This window comes from Jiangella sp. DSM 45060, from assembly GCF_900105175.1.
Classification (GTDB): domain Bacteria; phylum Actinomycetota; class Actinomycetes; order Jiangellales; family Jiangellaceae; genus Jiangella.
Genome location: NZ_LT629771.1, coordinates 7,400,510 through 7,419,085 on the forward strand (window position 1 = coordinate 7,400,510; position 18,576 = coordinate 7,419,085).

21 protein-coding genes are annotated in these 18,576 nt (G+C 72.6%); 10 read left to right on the top strand and 11 right to left on the bottom strand.

What is annotated here, in order from left to right:
- Window positions 1-39: 39 nt before the first annotated feature.
- Complete coding sequence (gene ligD / locus BLU82_RS33470; protein ID WP_172885756.1) at window positions 40-1,410, bottom strand: non-homologous end-joining DNA ligase; 1,371 nt, start codon at window positions 1,408-1,410, stop codon at window positions 40-42.
- A gap of 206 nt (window positions 1,411-1,616) precedes the next feature.
- Here ligD and BLU82_RS33475 point away from each other — a divergent pair, with 206 nt between their 5' ends.
- Window positions 1,617-2,621 carry a sigma-70 family RNA polymerase sigma factor gene (locus tag BLU82_RS33475; protein WP_370246263.1) on the top strand — a complete coding sequence of 335 codons (1,005 nt, stop codon included), beginning with the start codon at window positions 1,617-1,619 and terminating at the stop codon, window positions 2,619-2,621.
- A gap of 3 nt (window positions 2,622-2,624) precedes the next feature.
- Here BLU82_RS33475 and BLU82_RS33480 read toward each other — a convergent pair whose 3' ends face one another.
- The gene (locus BLU82_RS33480) at window positions 2,625-3,014 is read right to left on the bottom strand and encodes a YjbQ family protein (RefSeq protein WP_370246346.1); all 390 of its coding nucleotides are present in this window, start codon (window positions 3,012-3,014) and stop codon (window positions 2,625-2,627) included.
- 151 nt (window positions 3,015-3,165) lie between these two features.
- On the opposite strand from BLU82_RS33480, the gene BLU82_RS33485 reads away from it, so the two are divergent.
- The 4 genes from BLU82_RS33485 to BLU82_RS33500 all read left to right on the top strand — a co-directional run bounded on the left by BLU82_RS33485 (window position 3,166) and on the right by BLU82_RS33500 (window position 6,212).
- Window positions 3,166-3,675 carry an RNA polymerase sigma factor gene (locus BLU82_RS33485; protein ID WP_157741424.1) on the top strand — a complete coding sequence of 170 codons (510 nt, stop codon included), beginning with the start codon at window positions 3,166-3,168 and terminating at the stop codon, window positions 3,673-3,675.
- Between the two features lie 42 nt (window positions 3,676-3,717).
- Window positions 3,718-4,512, top strand: a complete 795-nt coding sequence (locus tag BLU82_RS33490; protein WP_092625108.1) for a hypothetical protein — start codon at window positions 3,718-3,720, stop codon at window positions 4,510-4,512.
- A 173-nt stretch (window positions 4,513-4,685) separates the two neighbouring features.
- Window positions 4,686-5,207: a hypothetical protein gene (locus BLU82_RS33495; protein WP_092626731.1), complete on the top strand. Its 522-nt coding sequence runs from the start codon at window positions 4,686-4,688 to the stop codon at window positions 5,205-5,207.
- A gap of 9 nt (window positions 5,208-5,216) precedes the next feature.
- Window positions 5,217-6,212, top strand: coding sequence for an NAD-dependent epimerase/dehydratase family protein (locus BLU82_RS33500; protein ID WP_092625110.1), 996 nt, complete (start codon window positions 5,217-5,219; stop codon window positions 6,210-6,212).
- A 34-nt stretch (window positions 6,213-6,246) separates the two neighbouring features.
- Here the strand turns inward: BLU82_RS33500 and BLU82_RS33505 are convergent, their stop codons facing one another.
- The 3 genes from BLU82_RS33505 to BLU82_RS33515 form a co-directional block, all read right to left on the bottom strand.
- Window positions 6,247-7,071, bottom strand: coding sequence for an ABC transporter permease (locus tag BLU82_RS33505; protein WP_092625112.1), 825 nt, complete (start codon window positions 7,069-7,071; stop codon window positions 6,247-6,249).
- Window positions 7,068-8,063, bottom strand: a complete 996-nt coding sequence (locus tag BLU82_RS33510; protein WP_092625114.1) for an ABC transporter ATP-binding protein — start codon at window positions 8,061-8,063, stop codon at window positions 7,068-7,070. The genes BLU82_RS33505 and BLU82_RS33510 overlap by 4 nt, the downstream gene beginning before the upstream one ends.
- Before the next feature lie 170 nt (window positions 8,064-8,233).
- Window positions 8,234-8,917: a PadR family transcriptional regulator gene (locus BLU82_RS33515; RefSeq protein WP_197682637.1), complete on the bottom strand. Its 684-nt coding sequence runs from the start codon at window positions 8,915-8,917 to the stop codon at window positions 8,234-8,236.
- A 77-nt stretch (window positions 8,918-8,994) separates the two neighbouring features.
- Here BLU82_RS33515 and cutA point away from each other — a divergent pair, with 77 nt between their 5' ends.
- Together cutA and BLU82_RS33525 are read left to right on the top strand one after the other, a co-directional pair.
- Window positions 8,995-9,312 carry a divalent-cation tolerance protein CutA gene (gene cutA, locus BLU82_RS33520; protein ID WP_092625116.1) on the top strand — a complete coding sequence of 106 codons (318 nt, stop codon included), beginning with the start codon at window positions 8,995-8,997 and terminating at the stop codon, window positions 9,310-9,312.
- Window positions 9,313-9,683: 371 nt separating this feature from the next.
- Window positions 9,684-10,055, top strand: a complete 372-nt coding sequence (locus BLU82_RS33525; RefSeq protein ID WP_092625118.1) for an STAS domain-containing protein — start codon at window positions 9,684-9,686, stop codon at window positions 10,053-10,055.
- Between the two features lie 64 nt (window positions 10,056-10,119).
- On the opposite strand, the gene BLU82_RS33530 is transcribed toward BLU82_RS33525, so the two are convergent.
- Entirely contained in the window at window positions 10,120-10,974 is an 855-nt protein-coding gene (locus BLU82_RS33530; protein ID WP_092625120.1) for an aldo/keto reductase, read from the bottom strand.
- Between the two features lie 106 nt (window positions 10,975-11,080).
- Between BLU82_RS33530 and BLU82_RS33535 the strand changes: the two genes are divergently transcribed.
- Entirely contained in the window at window positions 11,081-11,959 is an 879-nt protein-coding gene (locus BLU82_RS33535; protein WP_092625122.1) for a LysR family transcriptional regulator, read from the top strand.
- Here the strand turns inward: BLU82_RS33535 and BLU82_RS33540 are convergent.
- From BLU82_RS33540 to BLU82_RS33555, 4 genes are all read right to left on the bottom strand, one after another.
- On the bottom strand, window positions 11,956-12,756 hold the full coding sequence (locus BLU82_RS33540) for a SigB/SigF/SigG family RNA polymerase sigma factor (RefSeq protein WP_197682638.1): 801 nt from the start codon (window positions 12,754-12,756) through the stop codon (window positions 11,956-11,958). The two genes, BLU82_RS33535 and BLU82_RS33540, sit on opposite strands and share 4 nt — an antisense overlap.
- Window positions 12,757-13,014: 258 nt before the next feature.
- A complete protein-coding gene (locus tag BLU82_RS33545) occupies window positions 13,015-13,218 on the bottom strand; it encodes a cold-shock protein (RefSeq protein ID WP_026874570.1) in 204 nt (67 codons plus the stop codon).
- Between the two features lie 261 nt (window positions 13,219-13,479).
- The gene (locus BLU82_RS33550) at window positions 13,480-14,157 is read right to left on the bottom strand and encodes a uracil-DNA glycosylase (protein ID WP_092625124.1); all 678 of its coding nucleotides are present in this window, start codon (window positions 14,155-14,157) and stop codon (window positions 13,480-13,482) included.
- Window positions 14,158-14,189: 32 nt separating this feature from the next.
- Window positions 14,190-15,791 carry a peptide chain release factor 3 gene (locus BLU82_RS33555; protein WP_092625126.1) on the bottom strand — a complete coding sequence of 534 codons (1,602 nt, stop codon included), beginning with the start codon at window positions 15,789-15,791 and terminating at the stop codon, window positions 14,190-14,192.
- 170 nt (window positions 15,792-15,961) lie between these two features.
- Here BLU82_RS33555 and BLU82_RS33560 point away from each other — a divergent pair, with 170 nt between their 5' ends.
- A complete protein-coding gene (locus BLU82_RS33560) occupies window positions 15,962-16,912 on the top strand; it encodes an endonuclease domain-containing protein (protein WP_092625128.1) in 951 nt (316 codons plus the stop codon).
- Between the two features lie 93 nt (window positions 16,913-17,005).
- Complete coding sequence (locus BLU82_RS33565; RefSeq protein ID WP_092625130.1) at window positions 17,006-17,602, top strand: cysteine hydrolase family protein; 597 nt, start codon at window positions 17,006-17,008, stop codon at window positions 17,600-17,602.
- A 2-nt stretch (window positions 17,603-17,604) separates the two neighbouring features.
- On the opposite strand, the gene BLU82_RS33570 is transcribed toward BLU82_RS33565, so the two are convergent.
- Window positions 17,605-18,543, bottom strand: a complete 939-nt coding sequence (locus tag BLU82_RS33570; RefSeq protein ID WP_092625132.1) for a YafY family protein — start codon at window positions 18,541-18,543, stop codon at window positions 17,605-17,607.
- Between the last annotated feature and the right edge of the window lie 33 nt (window positions 18,544-18,576).

The window sequence follows — 18,576 nt, forward strand, 5'->3', positions numbered from 1 at the left end:
GCGCGCGGCGGGCATGCCGCGCGGTCCGCACCGCCGGGATCAGGCTGGTGGTGGTACCGGCTCTTCGCGGATGACGTCGCGGGCCGGCTTGTCCTCGCGTAGTCCTTCGAACGACGGGTGGCGCAGCGTGCCGGCTCCGGTCCACTCGGCGAACTCGACCTCGGCGACCAGTTCGGGCCGGACGAAGACGGCGTCGCGCTGCGGTTGGCGGCCGGTGAACGGGCTCTCGTCGGTGCGCAACCGCTCGAGCCGCCGGAGCAGGCGGCCGCGGGTGGCGTCGTCGAAGCCGGTGCCGACCTTGCCGGCGAACCGCAGAGCGCCCTCGTCGTAGTAACCCACCAGCAGCGCGCCGAGTGACCCGGCCAGTCGTCCCTGCCCCGCGATCCAGCCGCCGATGACGACCTCCTGCCGGCGCACGTTCTTGATCTTCAGCCAGTCGCGGCTGCGCCGGCCCGGCTGGTACCGGCTGGCCAGACGCTTCGCGACGACGCCCTCCAGCCCTTGGCGCCGGGTCGCGTCGAGCAGGACGTCGCCGTCGCCGCGCTGGTAGTCGGGCACCTGCCAGTGCGGCCCGGCCAGCCCGAGCGCCGCCAGCTCACGCCGTCGCTCCTCGTACGGCGCGTCCAGCAACGACCGGCCGTCGAGGTGGAGCAGGTCGAAGATCACGTAGACGACCGGAACGGCCTGCGCCTGGTGCCGGATGTCGGCGTCGGAGGCGAGGTGGATGCGCGGCTGGATTCGCTGGAAGCTGGGCCGGCCGTCGTCGCCGAACGCGACGATCTCGCCGTCGAGCACCAGCCGGTGCGCGCCGACGGCGTTCGCCAGCGCCCGCAGCTCGGGGTACTGCCGGGTGAAGTCGCGCCCGTTGCGCCCGACGAGGCGGAGCCGGCCGGGCTCGCCGAACGCGAGCGCGCGGACGCCGTCCCACTTGATCTCGAAGCCCCACGCGTCCTGGTCCGGTGGCAGCGTCGACAGCGTGGCGGCCATCGGCAGCAGCGTCTGCGGCAGCGGCTCGCCGTCGTCGGCCGGGCCGTCCATGCGGTGGATCATCCAGTCGTCGCCACGGGTGCGGAACAGCGCGAACCGGCCCTGGACCTTCTCGCCGTGCAGCCGGGCGATGACCTTGTCGTCGCGGAACTTCTCCGCCTCGTAGGTGCCGTGGTCCCAGATCGTGAGGGCGCCGCCGCCGTACTGGCCGGCCGGGATCTCGCCGTCGAAGTCGAGGAACTCCAGCGGGTGGTCGTCGGTGCGGACGGCGAGCCGGTTCTCGTCCGGCGTGCGGGGGAAGCCGCGAGGCAGCGCCCACGACGCCAGCACGCCGTCGTGCTCGAGCCGCAGGTCCCAGTGCAGCCGGCGGGCATGGTGCTCCTGGACGACGAACCGCCCGCCGGAACCATCGTCGTCGCTCATCCGTTCCATCGTCGCCGGGGAGCACCCCGCCGACAAGCATCACGCCGGAATAGCAGGCGCTACCGGGACGTTCCACTTGCTGGAAGTCCCCGGTAGGCCGGCATCGGCCCGGGGCTTCGGGAGCCGGATCGAGAGATCCGCGGGCTCCCGCAGGGCAACCCACCAACGCATACCACCGACGGTCCGCGCCTGAGCGCGCGGCCTGGGTGTGCCCATGGGCCGCCGCGACAACGTTGAGACACGAGGGAGACGAACGAATGACGATGGTGCAGGAGCAGGTGCGCTCCCCGGACCGGGGACGCGACGAGGACTACGACCTCGTCGGCCAGTACCTCAAGCAGATCGGCACGACGCCGCTGCTGTCGGCGGCCGAGGAGGTCGAGCTGGCGCGCCGCATCGAGGCCGGCGTGTACGCCGCGTCGCTGCTCGACGACACGGAGCCCGGCCGGCGCCGGGACGAGCTGGAGGCGCTGGTCCGCGACGGCGAGCAGGCCAGGGATCACATGATCCGCGCGAACCTGCGGCTGGTGGTGTCCGCGGCGCGCAAGTACTACCGCAACAGCGGGCTGCCGTTCCTCGACATCGTCCAAGAGGGCAACCTGGGCCTGATCCGCGCGGTCGAGAAGTTCGACTACGCGAAGGGGTTCAAGTTCTCGACCTACGCGATGTGGTGGATCCGCCAGGCCATCGAGCGCGGCAAGGCCGAGCGGGCGCGCACCATCCGGCTGCCGGTGCACGTCCTCGAGACGCTGTCCAAGCTGGGCAAGGCCGAGCGCAAGCTCACCGTCGACCTCGGCCGCGACCCCACGGCGGAGGAGCTGGCCGACGAGACCGACCTCACCCCGGCCCGGATCATCGAGCTGCGCCGCATCCGGCGCGACACCGTCAGCCTCGACACCCCGGTCGGCGACGAGGGCAGCGCCAGCATCGGCGACCTCATCGAGGACACCGAGACGCCGCGGGCCACCGACGTCGTCGAGTTCCAGGCGCTCGGCGAGCAGGTGCGCGACCTCGTCAACACGCTGGCGCCGCGCGAGGCGCTGATCGTCTCGATGCGCTTCGGCCTCGAGGACGGCGAGCAGCACACGCTGCAGGAGGTCGCCGAGCGCGTCGGCCTCACGAAGGAGCGGGTGCGGCAGCTGGAGAAGCTGGCGCTGGCCGAGCTGCGCGACCCCGCGCGGCACCAGCCGCTGATCGAGTGGGCCAGCTGACGCTCAGCCGTTCACAAATGACAGCCGCAGCCGGCGCTCGCGGTTGTCGACGTTGGAGTCGACCACGACCACGCTCTGCCAGGTGCCCAGGGCCGGCGCGCCGCCCAGCACGGGCAGCGTCAGCGACGGCGCGATGAAGGCGGGCAGGACGTGGTCGCGGCCGTGGCCGAGGCTGCCGTGGCGGTGCCGGTAGACGTCCTCGCGCGGCAGCAGCCGGTCGACCGCGCCGGCGAGGTCGGGCTCGGTGCCCGAGCCGGTCTCGATCAGCGCCAGCCCGGCCGTCGCGTGCGGGACGAACAGGTGGCACAGGCCGTCGCCGCGGCCACGGCAGAACTCGAGCACGTCGCGGGTCACGTCGGTGACGAGGTCGGTACCGGTGCGAAGGTCGATGATCCGGCTGTCCACGGGTCCATTCTGACGGGTCGTAGGCCGTCCGTTCCCGAAATGTGGACGTGTGCCCGTAACCTTCTGGCCAGCGAGGTGATCAGGCTGCGCGGCGGGCGCCAACAGGAGGCGAGCGATCATCGGGGAAGACTTCGAGGTCGTGTTCGACGCGGCGCGCGCGGGCGCGCCGTGGGCATTCGAGCGCCTGTACACCGATCTCGCGCCGGTCGTCACGGGCTATCTGCGGCTCCAGGGCGCTGCCGAGCCCGACGACCTGACCAGCGAGGTCTTCCTCGGTGTGTTCGCCGGGCTGGCCTCGTTCGAGGGGACGGAGTCGCAGTTCCGGTCGTGGGTCTTCACCATCGCGCACCGCCGCCTGATCGACGAGCGGCGGCGGGCCGCGCGCCGTCCCAGTGAGCCGACCGACGACCCCGCCACGCTCGACGGGCCCGGCGGCGACGCCGAGACGGAGGCCATCGACGCGCTCGGGCTGCGGCGCGTGTACGAGCTGTGCGCGACGCTCTCCGCTGAGCAGCGTGAGGTCGTCCTGCTGCGCGTCGTCGGCGACCTCACCGTCGAGCAGGTGGCCCGCACGGTCGGCCGGTCCGTCGGCGCGGTGAAGGCGCTGCAACGACGCGGTCTCGCCGCGCTGCGAAAAAAAGTCGAGTGACCCCGTACCCCTTGGCGTACCCGCGTCGATTACGAGGACGAGATGCTTCCGCTGCACCTACTCGACGAGGATGCCGTCGAGGCCCTGTTGACCGGCCGCCCGGTCACGCCCGGACTCGCGCCGTTGGCCGGCGCCGTCGGGCAGCTCCGCGCTGCCGCGCGGCAGCCGGTGCGGCCGTCCGACGAGCTGGCGCGGCGCATGGCCTCGGGCGACTTCTCCGGCATCCCGCCCGCACCGCTGACCCCTGAGCCGGCCGGCCGTCGTCGCATCCGGACGTGGCTCGCCGGGGTCAGCCCGCGGGCCCGGGTCGTCACCGGCGCCGTGGTCGTGTTCACCGGCCTCACGGCGGCCACGGCCGCGGGCGCGCTGCCCGGCGCGGCACAGGCCCACGTCGAGAAGTTCATCGAGACGGTGACGCCGATCAGCTTCCAGCACGACGAGCCGGGCCACGACGTCGTCGAGGACGTCAGCGACACCAGCACCACCACCGAGCCCGACGACACGGGCCGGTCCCCAGACCCCGGCGAGCCGGTGAGGCCACCCGGCAAGCCGGAGACCCCGCCCGGGAAGCCCCCGGAGAAGCCCGACAACCCGAACAAGCCCGAGGAGCCGCCGGGTAAACCGGAGAATCCGGGCCGGCCGACCGAGCAGCCCGACAACCCGAACAAGCCGGAGACTCCGCCGGGCAAACCACAGAAGCCGGAGCCGCCCGATAACGAGGGCAACGGCAACGGCAACTCCGGTGGCGGCAATTCCGGTAACGGCCAGGGCAATTCCGGGAACAACGGGAACGGTAATTCCGGTAACGGCAACAACGGCAACGGAAACGGCCCTTAAGGGCCCCGAGAACGCCCGACGTACCACGACGACGTCGGGTGCAGGTTGCGGCCCCGGTTCGCTGCGGAGGCCGGGGTCGCAACCTCAATCTTTCGCCGCGTTCCGGTGGCGTCCGAATGGGCGCCGCCGGAGCGGGTAAGCGGACGCACGTCGCCCATTCGGGAGGAGGCGTGGTGTCCGAATCCGCAACGGACCAGACCATCCGGCCGGAGCCACAGCTGCTCGGCATCTACCTCAACGACCACCTGGCCGGCGCCACCGCCGGGGTCCAGTTGGTGCGCCGGCTCGCGCGCAACATGCACGGCACGCCGCTGGAGCGGCCGCTGGCCGGCCTGGCCGAGGAGATCCGGGCGGACCGCGAGGAGCTGGTCGAGATCATGGACGAGCTGGCGGTGCCGGTCCGCCGTTACAAGCTGTACACGGCCGCGGCCGCCGAGCTGGCCGGCCGGCTGAAGTTCAACGGGCACCTGCTGACCCGGTCGCCGCTGAGCGTGGTCGTGGAGCTGGAGATGCTGCGGCTCGGCATCGAGGGCAAGGCCAGCGGCTGGCGCACCCTGCGCGCCGTCGGCGCCGAGCGGGGCCGGCCCGACGTCGGCCGGATGGACCGGCTGATCGAGCGTGCGACCGAGCAGGCGGCGATGGTCGAGACGCTGCGTACCCGCGCCGCGGCCCGGGTCTTCGGCTCCGCGGCCTGAGGTGATCGCATGCGCGTCGCCGTCACCGGCGCGACCGGGAACCTGGGGTCCAGGATCGTCCCGGCACTGGCCGCCGGCCCCGTCGTGACGGGCGTCGTGGCCATAGCACGGCGGCCGCCGCCTCAGCTGCCGCCGCGCACCACGTTCGCGGCCGCCGACATCGCCCAGGCCGGTCTGGAGCCCGCGTTGGCCGGGTGCGACGCCCTGGTGCACCTGGCGTGGGCGTTCCAGCCCACCCACAACCCGCTGCGGACCTGGGAGGTCAACGTCCGCGGCGGCATCGCGACGTTCGAGGCGGCGGCCCGGGCGGGCGTGCGGACCCTCGTCCACGTGTCATCGGTGGGCGCCTACTCGCCCGGTCCGGGGCAGCACGTCGACGAGAGCTGGCCGACGCACGCCAGGCCGACCGCCGCGTACGGGCGGGAGAAGTCCTACCTCGAGCGCTACCTCGACGCGTTCGAGCTGCGGCACCCGGACCTCAGAGTCGTCCGGCTGCGTCCGTGCTTCGTCTTCCAGCGGCCCGCCGCCAGCGAGCAGGCCCGCATCTTCGCCGGCCCGTTGCTGCCGCGCCTGCTGGTGCGGCCGGGCCGCCTGCCCGCGGTCACCGTGCCGCGCAGCCTGCGGCTGCAGGCCGTCCACGCCGACGACGTCGCCGACGTCGTCCGGCGGGCGGTGGCGGGCGACGCGCGGGGCGCCTTCAACGTCGCCACCGACGACGTCGTCGACGCGGACGGGTTGGGCGAGGTGCTGCGAGCCCGGACCGTGATCGTCCCGGACACCGCCGCCGTGCTGGCGACCGCCGCGGCGTGGCGGCTGCGGCTGATCCCGTCGGACGACCAGTTGCTGCGGCTGCTACTGGGCCTGCCGACGCTGGACAGCGGGCGGGCCCGCCGCGAGCTCGGCTGGGAGCCGACGAGGTCCGGTCACGCGGTGCTGCGGGAGGCGCTGACCGGGATGTCCGAGGGCGCCGGCGGCACGACCGCGCCGCTGCGTCCCGGCCGCTGACGGCGGCGCGGGACGCGAGCGGGTGACGGCGGCGTCAGACGGAACGCTGATAGGTCCGGAACGCCCGGGTCGCCAGCCAGGCCATGACGAGCGTCAACGCGGCCAGCAGGCCGGCCCGGCCGAGGACGGCGGACCATTCGGGCTGGCCGAGCAGCGCGTCTCGGCTGGCCCGGGCGGCCCAGTCGACCGGGTTGTAGCGGGCGGCGGTGCCGACCCAGCCCGGCAGCAGCGCCGGCGCCATCATCACCGTCGACATGAACGCCAGCGGCAGCGTCAGGAACTGCGACACGCCGATCAACGACTCCTGCGACCGCAGCGTCAGCGCCACCGCGCAGGACAGCGCCGCGAAGATCACCGCGAGCAGTGTGGCGCACAGCAGCACCACGAGCACGCCGGCCACGCCGCCGTCGTAGCGGGCGCCGGCCAGCAGGCCGACCCCGAACACGATCAGCGACTGCACGACCGTCACGACCGCCTGATAGGCCAGCGCGCCGGTGATCAGCGCGCCCCGGCTCACCGGCGACGTCAGGTTGCGGTCCATGACGCCGCGCTGCATGTCGTCGATGAACCCGGTGCCGGCCCAGCCGGCCGACATCATCGCCGTCATGACGACCACGCCGGGCGTGAGGTACTCCAGATAGGAGACGTCGCCGAAGCCGGGGAGGTCGGCGACCCGCTCGAACAGCGCGCCGAACAGCAGCAGCCACACCATCGGCTGGATCAGCGTGAACGCCAGGTACACGGGCTCGCGGCGCAGGATCCGCAGCGAGCGGGCGATCAGGTACGCCGTGTGCCGCAGCGCCAGGCCGCGGGGGACGTCCGGGCGGGCCGGCGCCACGGGGGCGAGCGTCGCGCTCATGCCGCCACCTCCGTCCCGGCCAGACCGGCGCGGTCGGCGCTGTGGAAGGACCGGCCGGCGTGGCGCAGGTAGACGTCGTCCAGCGACGGCCGGGCGACGGTGACGGAGGCGAGCGGGACGCCGGCGCCCTCCAGGGCGGCGAGCAGCCCGGGCAGCGTCGCCGCGCCGTTGCCGACGCCGGCGTGCAGCCGGGCGCCGTCCACGCCGACCTCGCCGACGCCGCGGACGCCGGCGATGGCGGCCCGCGCGGCGCCCTGCTGGCTGGGGTCGGCCAGCTCGACCTGGACGGTGTCGCCGTCGAGGCCGCCCTTCAGCTCCTCCGGCGCGCCCTCGGCGACGACCTGGCCGCGGTCGATGATGACCAGACGGTCGGCCAGGTGATCGGCCTCCTCCAGGTAGTGGGTGGTGAGCAGGACGGTGACGCCGTCGGCCTGCGTGACGCCGGAGATCTCCGTCCACATGTCGGCGCGCGCCTCGGGGTCCAGGCCGGTGGTCGGCTCGTCGAGGAACAGCACGCGCGGCCGGTGCATGAGAGCCAAGGCGACGTCGAGCTTGCGCTGCATGCCGCCGGACCACGTCTTCGTGACGCGGTGCGCGGCGTCGGCCAGCCCGAACCGCTCCAGCAGCTGGTCGCCGCGGGCACGGATGTCCGGGCGCGTCAGCCCGTAGATGTGGCCCTGCAACGTGAGGTTCTCGCGACCGGTGGCGGTCGGGTCGAAGCACGGCTTCTGCGGGACGTAGCCGATGGCGTGCCGGACCCTGCCGGCCTGCGTTGCCACGTCCAGCCCGGCGACGACGGCGCTGCCGCTGTCGGGCGTCGAGAGCGTGGTGAGGATCTTCGTGGTGGTGGACTTGCCGGCGCCGTTCGGGCCGAGCAGGCCGAACACGGTGCCGCTGGGGACCGCGAAGCCGACGCCGGACAGCGCCCGGACGGCCTTCGCCCCCTTGCCATAGGTCTTGACCAGACCCTCGGCCTCGATGGCGTGCTGCATGTGCGGTTCTCCTTCCGATGGGAAGGAACCGGCGCCGCACGGTGTCGCCCGTATCCTGGGTGGTGCAGGACCTGGGATCGGGGCGATCCGCGAGGTGAGTCTCCGGCTCCTGGTTTCCGATCGGCTCCCGGCCGTGGTGTTGCAGCACCGTGGCCGGGAGCCGTTGCTCCTTACGTGCTCTCGTCCTGCCCGAAGGCGAGGTCGTCGGCGAACTCGGCGCTGAGCTTCGCCTCGATCTCCTCCGGCGGCACGCCCTCGCGGCGCAGCTCGTGCATGCGCTGCCACATGGCGAACCCGCCGAGGCTGCCGTCGCGGAGGTCGGCCAGCAGGTTCTCGACGAACGCGGTCTCGGCCTTCAGCAGTGCGGCGGAGAACTCGGCCTCGATCATGAACAGCCGCGGCAGGTTCACCACCTTCGCCTCCTCGAACATCGCGTCGATCGCCTTCTGCTGGAAGCGCAGGTTGCGCAGCCGCTGGCCGAGCAGTTCGATCACCTCGTCCGGCGGCAGCGCGCCAGCCAGCGACAACGCGGCCTCGAACTGGGTGAACTCCTTCTTCGGCGTGCTCAGCAGCTCGACCATCCAGTCGATCATGACCCGGCCGCCGGACTCGGTGATGGCGTAGACGGTCCGCTCCGGCCGCCGGCCCTCGCGCACCGTCTCGGCCGCCTCGATCAGCCCGCGCTTCTGCAGCGACTCGACGACGGAGTACAGCGAGCCGTAGTTGAGCTTGATGCTGTCCTCCTTGCGCCGCTCGCGCAGGGTGCTGGACATCTCGTACGGGTGCATCGGCCGCTCCGCCAGCAGGACGAGCACGGCCAGCGCCAGCGGGTTGGACGGACGGGTCGCGGCCACGACGTCTCCTCGCTCGTTCGAATACTCGACTTCGAGTATTCGCCTCCGAGTGGAGGTTGTCAACTAGGCTGAGGGGCATGTCCAGCGGCCAGGTCATCGTCACGACGACGACGGACGACGAGGAGGCGGCGCGCGAACTCGCCGCCGGCGTCGTCGCGGTGCGGCTCGGCGCCTGCGCGCAGATCGTCCCCGTCACCAGCGTCTACCGGTGGGAGGGCGAGGTGCGAATGGAGCCCGAGTGGCGGGTCGAGATCAAGACCACGGCGGCCCGGGCGGAGGCGCTGACGGCGCACCTGCTCGAGGTGCATCCGTACGACCTGCCGGAGATCGTCGTCACGCCCATCGTCGGCGGCAGCGAACCGTACCTGGCCTGGGTCGACGCCGAGTCGAGCTGACCGCCGAGGGAGTCCGGGCCCGCGTTCGCGACGCGAGCCCGGCCACCCTGTGCGCCGGACGGCGCGGGCACCCCCGTGACGGGCGCACTGGCCCGCCGTACCTGATGACCCCCGACTCGGGTGGACGGTTGCATCGGGGTTGCGACGCGATCGATTGTCACCGCAAAGGATCTTGCTTCCGGGCGCTCGCCGTGCCAGAGTGACGTCCTCGTGTTGATCCAGGGAGATCTTGACAGTCCGCACGACGCTCAGTAAAGGTAGGCGTCGGATGACATCGGCACCACGTCCCCGCGTGCGGTGCCGACCACTGGAGGCTTGGCAGGACTCGGGGTGGAGTCCAGGCCTCCCGAACCGATGGTGGTGAAGCGTCCGTGAGCAACGACGTCGCTGTGCAGGCCCGCGACTTCGGTGGCTGCACGATCCTGACCGTGCCCGGCGATCTCGACGCCGCGCTGGCCGACGAGATCCGGTGGGCCGCCAGTGCCGCCGAGAGCCGTCACGTCGTCGTCGACCTGGGCCGGGCCGGCTCGGTCGACCCGTTGGCGGCCACGGTGCTGGTCGGGTTGCACCAGCGCATCCACGCGAGAGGCGGCGGCGTCTGCGTCGTCACCCGCGACCTCGGGGTGCGCGCCCAGCTGGAGCGGTCCGCGGCCGGTCCCGCGCCCCGCTGCTACGCCGAGATCGGCGACGCCCTCGAGGCGTCCATGTCCGAGCGCCAGGCCGGGCTCGCCCGGCTCGCCTGAGCCCGGGCGGTGGACGACGCCAGCACGCCGTCCACCGCCGCTCCTGCGGCGCTCCTGCGGCCGCTCAGCCGAGCGTGGCCAGCTCCTCCGGCGAGAGCACGAGGTCGACGGCCGCGGCGGAGTCGCGAATGGTCTCCGGCCGGCTCGAGCCCGGGATCGGGATCACGTGCTCGCTCTTCGCCAACATCCAGGCGAGGCACACCTGCTGCGGGCTGACGCCGTGCGCGGCGGCCACGCGGGCGAACGGCTCGTGCGCCGAGCCGAGGTCGCCGGCGCGGGAGATGCCGCCGAGCGGGCTCCACGGCAGGAACGCGATGCCACGGCGGTCGCACAGCTCCAGCTCCGGCTCACTGCTGCGGAACCGGGGCGAGAACTGGTTCTGCACCGACACCAGGCGCCCGCCCAGCACGTCGTCGGCGAGCGCGATCTGCTCCGGGTCGGCGTTCGAGATGCCGGCCATGCGGATCTTGCCGTCGTCGAGCAGGTCGCGCAGGGCGCCGACGGACTCCTCGTACGCGACGTTCGGATCGGGCCGGTGGAACTGGTAGAGGCCGATCGCGTCGACGCCCAGACGCTTCAGCGACGCCTCGCAGGCCCGCTTCAGGTAGTCAGGCGCGCCGTTGCGGGTCCACGAGCCGTTGCCGGGGCGCAGGTGCCCGCCCTTCGTGGCGACGAGGACGCCGGACGTGTCGCCGCCGTAGCTCGCCAACGCCGTGGCGATCAGCGTCTCGTTGTGGCCCACCTCGCCGGCGTGCAGGTGGTAGGCGTCGGCGGTGTCGATGAACGTGACGCCCGCGTCGAGGGCCGCGTGGATCGCGGCGATCGAGCGGGCCTCGTCGGGCCGGCCCTCGATGGACATGGGCATGCCGCCCAGCCCGATGGCGCTGACCTGGACGTCGCCGATGCGGCGGAACTGCATGGGATGGGACCTCCGGGTTCGGGTGTGTGGGTCCAGTCTTCGCGCGGGCTCCACGGCGTGTCCAACAGGAGAACCCGAACGAATTCAGAAGCTACGATTCTCAATCGTGGAACTGCGGCACTTGGAGCACTTCGTCGCCGTCGCCGAGGAAGGTCACTTCACCCGGGCGGCGCAGCGGCTGATCATCAGCCAGTCCGGGCTCTCGGCGTCCATCCGGACGCTGGAGCGCGAACTGGGCGCGGCGCTGTTCCACCGCAACACGCGGCAGGTCAGCCTCACCGAGGCGGGCCGGGCGCTGCTGGCGGAGTCTCGGCGCACGCTGGCGTCGGTCGAGGCGGCCCGCGAGGCCGTGGCGGCCGTCAACGGCCTGTTGCGCGGGACGGTGCGCATCGGCGCCGAGCAGTGCCTGGGCGCCGTCGACGTCCCCGGTCTGCTGGCCCGGTTCCGGTCCGCGCACGCCGGCGTGGAGGTGCGCCTCGACCAGGCCGGCTCGGCCCGGCTGCTCGACGACGTCCGGACCGGCGTCCTCGACGTCGCGTTCCTCCCGGTCGTCGCGCCGCCGCCGGAGGGCGTCGACCTCATCCCGCTCGGCGCCGAGGCCATGGTCGTCCTGTGCCGGCCGGACCACCCCCTGGCGGGGCACGGCAGCATCGAGCTGGACCGCCTGCACAGCACGGCGTTCGTCGACTTCCAGGAGGAGTGGGGCGCCCGGCAGCTCGCCGACGCCGCGTTCGCCGCCGCCGGCCTCGACCGCCGGGTGACCATGGAGGTCAACGACGTCCACACGCTCCTCGACCTCGTCGGCCACGGCCTCGGCGTCGCGCTGGTGCCCGAGCACGTCACCCGCAAGCGGGCCGCCCAGGGGCTGGACGTCCTCCGGGTCGAGGACGCCCTGCCGCGCTGGGCGGTCTCCGTCGCGCTGCCGGCCGCCCAGCGCCGCGGGGTCGCCGTCGACCGCCTGCTCGAGCTGCTGCGGGCGGCTTAGGCCGCGGCGGCGCCGACCCGGTCGCGCAGCTGGCCCAGGATGCGGGCCAGCAGCCGCGACACCTGCATCTGGGTGACGCCGAGCTCCTTGGCGATCTCCTGCTGGGTCCAACCCTTGAAGAAGCGCAGGTACAGGATCTGGCGGTCGCGCTGCTTGAGGTCGCGGCAGGCCGGGGCCAGCGCGACCACGGCCTCGGCGCGGGCGAAGCCGTCGTCGTCCTGGCCGAGCGTCTCGGCCAGCGGGGTCTCCTCGCCGCCGGTGCCGCGGTAGTCGATGGAGGCCACCGTGAAGCACTCGTGCGACGCGCTGGCCTCCAGGACGTCCTCTTGCTCGACGCCGAGGTGCTCGGCCAGCTCGGCCGGCGTGGGAGCCGCGCCCTTGGCCTGCGAGATCTCCGCCGTGGCGGCGGTGACCCGGGCGTGTAGCTCCTGGACCCGGCGCGGCGGCCGGACCGTCCACCCGTGGTCGCGGAAGTACCGCTTGACCTCGCCGGTGATGGTGGGGACCGCGAAGGACACGAAGTCCCTGCCGCGGTCGGGGTCGAACCGCTGCGCGGCGTTGACCAGGCCGAGGCTGGCGACCTGCAGGAGGTCGTCGCGCTCGATGCCGCGCCCGGAGTAGCGCCGGGCGATCGACTCGGCCAGCTTCAGGTGAAGCAGAACGACCTCGTCGATGAGGCGCTGTCGCTGCCGGCCGGAACTCGATGCGGCCCGCCGGAGCAGGTCGTTGGTGAGTTCGTGACGGTCGGCCTTCTGGTGCTGGTGGTTGTCCGTCGTCGCGAGAACGTGGGTCTGCACGGCCTACACCTCATCCAGAATCAAGCGGAAGTGGCGATTGCTTGACCACGTGCCTCCCACCGAATCACAGTTACGGGTTCGTTATCAAGCCCTTCCGGACAGAAAGGTCCGTCTACCGCTGGGCGGCGGCCGCGGGCGGGGCTGCCGAGCAGGGCAGACGGGGCGCGGCGAGCGGTGCGGACTGCGTCGAATCGGGCCCGGACGCACCACTGCCCCCGCACCTGCGAGCGGTGCGGGGGCAGCGGAACGACAGGTTGATCAGACCGGACGAACCGCGTCAGCCTGCGGGCCCTTCGGGCCCTGGGTGATCTCGAACTCCACCCGCTGGTTCTCGTCCAGCGTGCGGTAGCCGTCGGCCTGAATCGCCGAGTAGTGCACGAAGACGTCCGGCTCGCCGTTGTCCTGTGCGATGAAGCCGAAGCCCTTCTCGGCGTTGAACCACTTGACGGTTCCCTGTGCCATGTGCCGTGTCCTCCTACGGGACGGTGACGAAGGCCGCACCGTGCGACCTCCGGGTTGCTGCCGCCGTCTCCCGCTACCACAGTGCTGGAGGCACAGAGAAGCGAAAAACGCCCGCGATAACATCCCACGGGCGTTCAAGGACGTGCGAGGAACTGTTACTGCAACCGCGGAAACAGTACCACCTTGGGCCCGCGCCGGGAAGCATACGATGATCGAACGCTAGTTGCACAAGTGCGTATCCCACTTTGTGAACGCGACGTCTCAGGGCAGCTTCCAGTCGACCGGCGGTGCGCCAAGCCCCTGCAGGAGCTCGTTTGCCCTACTGAACGGGCGTGAGCCGAAGAAGCCGTTGCGGGCCGACATGGGGCTCGGGTGGGCCGACTCAATGCATGGAACGTTACCAAGTAGTGGCCGGAGATTTCTCGCATCGCGACCCCACAAGATGGCCACGAATGGCGTTCCACGTCCGACGAGCGCCCGGATGGCTTGCTCGGTGACTTCTTCCCAGCCCTTTCCCCGGTGCGCGCCGGGATTTCTCGGCGCCACCGTCAGGGCTCGGTTGAGCAGCAGCACGCCGTGCTCGGCCCACGGCGTGAGGTCGCCGTTGGCGGGCGCCGGGTGGCCGAGGTCGGCGGCGTACTCCTGGAAGATGTTGACGAGGCTCGGCGGCAGCGGCCGGACGTCCGGCGCCACCGAGAAGCTCAGCCCCACGGCGTGGCCCGGCGTCGGGTAGGGGTCCTGGCCCACGATGAGCACCCGGACGTCGTCGAACGGCTGGGTGAACGCGCGCAGGACGTTCTGCCCCGCCGGGAGGTAGGTGCGGCCGGCGGCCAGCTCGGCGCGCAGGAACTCGCCCATGGCGGCGATGCGCGGGGCGACCGGCTCGAGGGCGCGCGCCCAGCCGGGATCGACGAGTTCGGAGAGCGGCCGAGCAGTCATGGCGGCCACCTTATAGAAGGTGTGCCCCCGCGTCAGTCGGCGCCGGCGACGAGCGGTTCGAGCATGACGTCGGGGTGCCGGCGCTGCACCGACGCCAGCCGCCACTTGTCCGGGAACAGCGCCAGCAGGGCGCCGTCGCGGCGCTCGGCCACCTCGACGCCGGCCTCGGCGTTCAGCACCGGCGTGCCGTCGGTGTCGGTGCGCCGGGCCAGGCCGTAGGGGAGGGAGTCGAGCGCGACCGGCACGCCGAACTCCTGGGCGAGGCGGGTCGTGGCGACCTCGAACTGCAGCGGCCCGACGGCGGCCAGGATGGGCGCGCCGTCGCCGCGGCGGTTCGAGGTGAGGATCTGGACGACGCCCTCCTCGGCCAGTTGCTCGATGCCGCGGCGGAACTGCTTGGCCTTGCTGGTGTCGGTGGTGCGCGCGGTGACGAAGTGCTCAGGCGCGAACGACGGCATCGGCGGGAACGCGACCGGCGCGCCGTCGGCGTACAGGGTGTCGCCGACGGTGAGCGCGTTCGCGTTGACCAGGCCGACGATGTCGCCGGGGTAGGCGATGTCGATGGTCTCGCGCTCGCGGCCGAGCATGGTGCGGGCGTACTTGGTGGCGAACGGGCGGCCGGTGGCGGCGTGGGTGACGACGGCGCCGCGCTCGAACCGTCCGGAGCAGACCCGGACGAAGGCCAGGCGGTCGCGGTGGGCCTTGTCCATGCCGGCCTGCACCTTGAACACCAGCCCCGAGAACGGCGCGTCGACGGGCCGCGGCGTGCCCTCGGCGTCGGGCCGTGCGGTGGGCGGCGGGGCCAGCGCGACGACGGCGTCGAGCAGCTGGCGCACCCCGACGTTCACCACGGCGGCGCCGAACAGCAGCGGCGTCGACGTGCCGGCGTGGAACGTCTCGAGGTCGAGGGTGTCGAGCAGCGACACCTCGTCGAGCGCCGTGCCCCAGGCGTCGGCGTGGCGCTCTTTCGCCTCGGCCGCCGTGAGCACCTGCTCTTCTGCGATGCGCGCGCCGCCGGGCGCCCGCTCGAACGTCGTCATGGTCTCGTCGTCGCGGTCGAGCAGCCCGTGGAACGTGCCGGCCTCGCCGACCGGCCAGTTCAGCGGCGTGGCCGTCAGCCCGATGCGCTGGTCGAGCTCGTCGACGAGCTCGAGGACGTGCATGCCCGGCCGGTCCCACTTGTTGACGAACGTGATGACGGGGACGCCGCGGTGCCGGCACACGTCGAACAGCTTCAACGTCTGCGGCTCGAGCCCCTTGGCGGCGTCGAGCAGCATGACCGCGCAGTCGACGGCCGCCAGCACGCGGTAGGTGTCCTCGGAGAAGTCGGCGTGCCCCGGGGTGTCGAGCAGGTTGACGACGTGGCCCTGGTACTCGAACTGCAGCGCCGCCGACGTGACGGAGATGCCGCGCTCCTGCTCCATCGTCATCCAGTCGGAGATGGTGCCGCGCCGGCCCGCCTTGCCGTGCACCGCGCCGGCCTCGCCGATGACCCGTGCATGCAGCGCCAGCGCCTCGGTGAGCGTCGACTTCCCGGCGTCGGGATGGCTGATGACGGCGAACGTCCGGCGCCGCGCCGCCTCGGCGGCGACGCCGGAGGCAGCAGCCGGCGACGCGGCGGAGACAGGGGGCATGGCGTCAATTCTAGGTGCGCCCCTCGCCCGCCCCGCCGCCCCGAGTTGAGCATGGAGAAATCGGCCTTCCCGGCGCTGGGAACCCCGATTTCTCCATGATCAACTCGGTGCGAGGCCGGGGCTGTGGATAACTTTCCGGCTGTTCGCCGTCGTCGGGTCATGATCGAGCGGTGCCACGTCGACCACCTGTTCCGGAGCCGTTCGGCTCGCGGCCGTTCCGCGTCCGCGACGCGACGCTCGCGGGCGTGCCGGTCGACCTGCTCGACGGGCCGCGGTTCCGGCGGCCGTTCCGGGGTGTGCGCGTTCCGGTGACGGTGCCGGACTCACTGGTCACGAACTGCCAGGCGGCGCGGCTGGTTCTCCCTGACGAGGCCGCGTTCAGCCACGAGACCGCCGCACTGCTGTGCGATCTGCCGGTGCCGGTGTTCGACGGCGAGATCGACGTCGTCGTGCCGCCGGGCGCCGTGGTCCCGCGGCTGGCCGGCACTGATGGCCACGTCGGCCTCGACAACGCCACCGTCATCGAGGTCCACGGCCTGCCCGTCGTCCGGCCCGAGCGGACGTTCGTCCACCTGGCGGCGTCCTGGCGGCTGGACGACCTCGTGGCGCTCGGCGACGCGATGCTGCGGCGGTGGGCCACACCGGAACTCCTGTACGACGAAGTCGCCGGTCTTGCCCGCCGCCGCGGCATCGTCCGGGCCCGCGACGCCGTGCGGCTCATCCGTCCCGGCGTCGATTCTCCGATGGAGACGCGTGTCCGGCTGCTCATCGTCGACGCCGGCCTGCCGTGCCCGGAGGTCGGCGTGAACGTCATCGATCACACCGGCACCTGGCTCGCGCGCCCCGACCTCTCCTACCCCGACCTCAAGATCGCCATCGAGTACGACGGCGACCACCACCGCACCGACCAGCGACAGTGGCAGCGCGACCGCTTCCGCGACGAGCAGCTGCGCGACGCCGGCTGGATCGTCATCCCTCTCACCGCCGACGACGTGCTGCGTCACCCGCAGCGCAGCGTCGACCGCATCCGCCGCTACGTCCACCTCCGCTCCACCGCCTCAGTCCCGTTGATCATGGAGAAATCGGGGTTCCCAGCGCCGGGAAAGCCGATTTCTCCATGATCAACGGGGAGTGGGGCGTGGGTGGCGGGATGTGGCGGTAGGTCGGCGCGATCACGCCTGGGCCGCGGCGGCCCGCCGCCGGACCATCGAAGGATGAGCAGAGCGCTACTCGTCATCGACGTCCAGGAGTCGTTCCGGCAGCGGCCGAGCTGGGAGCTGATCTCCGACCCCGACATCGCCGCCAAGGCGGGCCGGCTGGTCGAGCACGCCCGCGCGCAGGGCGATCTCGTGGTGTGGGTGCTGCACACCGAGCCGGGCACCGACACCGTCTTCGACCCGGAGCGGGGCTACGTCCAGTTGCTGCCCGGCCTGGACCCGCGGCCCGGCGAGCCGGTCCTCACGAAGTCGTCGCACAACGCGTTCACGACGACGGCGCTACAGCAGCTGCTGACCGAGCGCGGCATCCGCGAGGTGGTGATCAGCGGCATCCGCACCGAGCAGTGCTGCGAGACGACGGCGCGGCTGGCGTCTGACCTGGGCTACCGGGTGACGTTCGTGCTGGACGCGACCGCGACGAACCCGATCGAGGCGCCGGACGCGCCGCCCGGGCGGAGCAACGCCGAGATCCTCGCCGACCCCCGCACGCTCGGCGTCGACGAGGTCATGGCGCGGACGGAGTACGCGCTGGCCGGCCGGTTCGCCACCGTCGTGCGGCTGGCCGACGTGGTGGGCGAGCCGGCCGCCGTCTAGATCTAGTCGGCGGCGGGGACCGGGCGGAAGATCTCGCGCACGTCGCGCGGCTCGAACGTCTCGTGGGTGGGCTGGGCCGCGGACACGTGGTCGAGCTGGAACCAGCGGCCGGCGTCGGACTCACGGCTCCAGACGAGCACGAACCAGGCGCCGTGCGAGTGGGCGAACCCGAGCGGCTCGACCTGCTCGGTCAGTGCCTCCGCGTCGTCATCGGCGGACGCGGACGCGGGCCCGGCCGCGTGGTCGAGCAGGACGACGCGGTGGTCGCGGATGGCGTCGGCGAGGACGGAGCGGACGGCGTCGTCGTGGTCGGGCTCGGGCTCGCCGGGCCGGATCCAGATGCGTTCGGCGACGGCGGTGACGTCGGCCCGGCGGTCGGGCGCCACCGCGCGCAGGACCTTGGTCGCGGCAGACGCCCCGGCGGCGGCGAACGGCTGGTCGGGCACCGCCTGCAGCCCGACGACGATGGCCAGCGCTTCATCGGGGGTGAGGCTGAGCGCCCGCTGCCCGGACTGGTCGATGACGTAGCCGCCCTGCGGCCCGCTCGACGCGCGGATCGGGACGCCGGACTGCTGCAGCGCGATGACGTCGCGCTTCACTGTGCGCGCGGACACGCCGAGCCGCTCGGCCAGCCACGACGACGTGCGGCCCTGGCGGCCGGCCGCGTGCAGCTCGCGGGCCAGGCTGTCGAGCCGGGTGCTGCGGCTGGCCCGGCCGCCCGCCTCGCCCAGCCGGGCGTCGGACGGCGACGGACGAGCGCCGCCCGGGCCGCGCCGAGGCGCCGCCGGGGTCTCGGCCGGCCGGCGCATGCGCGGCAGGCGGGACGGTGCGTCGGTGGTGTCGTGCTGAGCCGTCGCCTGGCCCTGGCTGCCCATCGCCGGTCCTCCCCAGCCGGACGCCTTCGGCCCGGCCGCACCCCCATGATCAATCGTGTTCGTCATAGCAAAGCACGCCGCGGCCCCGCAGGCGTGGCG

Excerpts from the sequence above, each read along its gene's own strand:
- ligD (WP_172885756.1), bottom strand. The coding sequence starts at position 1,410 with ATGAGCGACGACGATGGTTCCGGCGGGCGGTTCGTCGTCCAGGAGCAC.
- BLU82_RS33490 (WP_092625108.1), top strand. The coding sequence starts at position 3,718 with ATGCTTCCGCTGCACCTACTCGACGAGGATGCCGTCGAGGCCCTGTTG.
- BLU82_RS33500 (WP_092625110.1), top strand. The coding sequence starts at position 5,217 with ATGCGCGTCGCCGTCACCGGCGCGACCGGGAACCTGGGGTCCAGGATC.
- BLU82_RS33505 (WP_092625112.1), bottom strand. The coding sequence starts at position 7,071 with ATGAGCGCGACGCTCGCCCCCGTGGCGCCGGCCCGCCCGGACGTCCCC.
- BLU82_RS33510 (WP_092625114.1), bottom strand. The coding sequence starts at position 8,063 with ATGCAGCACGCCATCGAGGCCGAGGGTCTGGTCAAGACCTATGGCAAG.
- cutA (WP_092625116.1), top strand. The coding sequence starts at position 8,995 with ATGTCCAGCGGCCAGGTCATCGTCACGACGACGACGGACGACGAGGAG.
- BLU82_RS33530 (WP_092625120.1), bottom strand. The coding sequence starts at position 10,974 with ATGCAGTTCCGCCGCATCGGCGACGTCCAGGTCAGCGCCATCGGGCTG.
- BLU82_RS33545 (WP_026874570.1), bottom strand. The coding sequence starts at position 13,218 with ATGGCACAGGGAACCGTCAAGTGGTTCAACGCCGAGAAGGGCTTCGGC.
- BLU82_RS33550 (WP_092625124.1), bottom strand. The coding sequence starts at position 14,157 with ATGACTGCTCGGCCGCTCTCCGAACTCGTCGATCCCGGCTGGGCGCGC.
- BLU82_RS33555 (WP_092625126.1), bottom strand. The coding sequence starts at position 15,791 with ATGCCCCCTGTCTCCGCCGCGTCGCCGGCTGCTGCCTCCGGCGTCGCC.
- BLU82_RS33565 (WP_092625130.1), top strand. The coding sequence starts at position 17,006 with ATGAGCAGAGCGCTACTCGTCATCGACGTCCAGGAGTCGTTCCGGCAG.
- BLU82_RS33570 (WP_092625132.1), bottom strand. The coding sequence starts at position 18,543 with ATGACGAACACGATTGATCATGGGGGTGCGGCCGGGCCGAAGGCGTCC.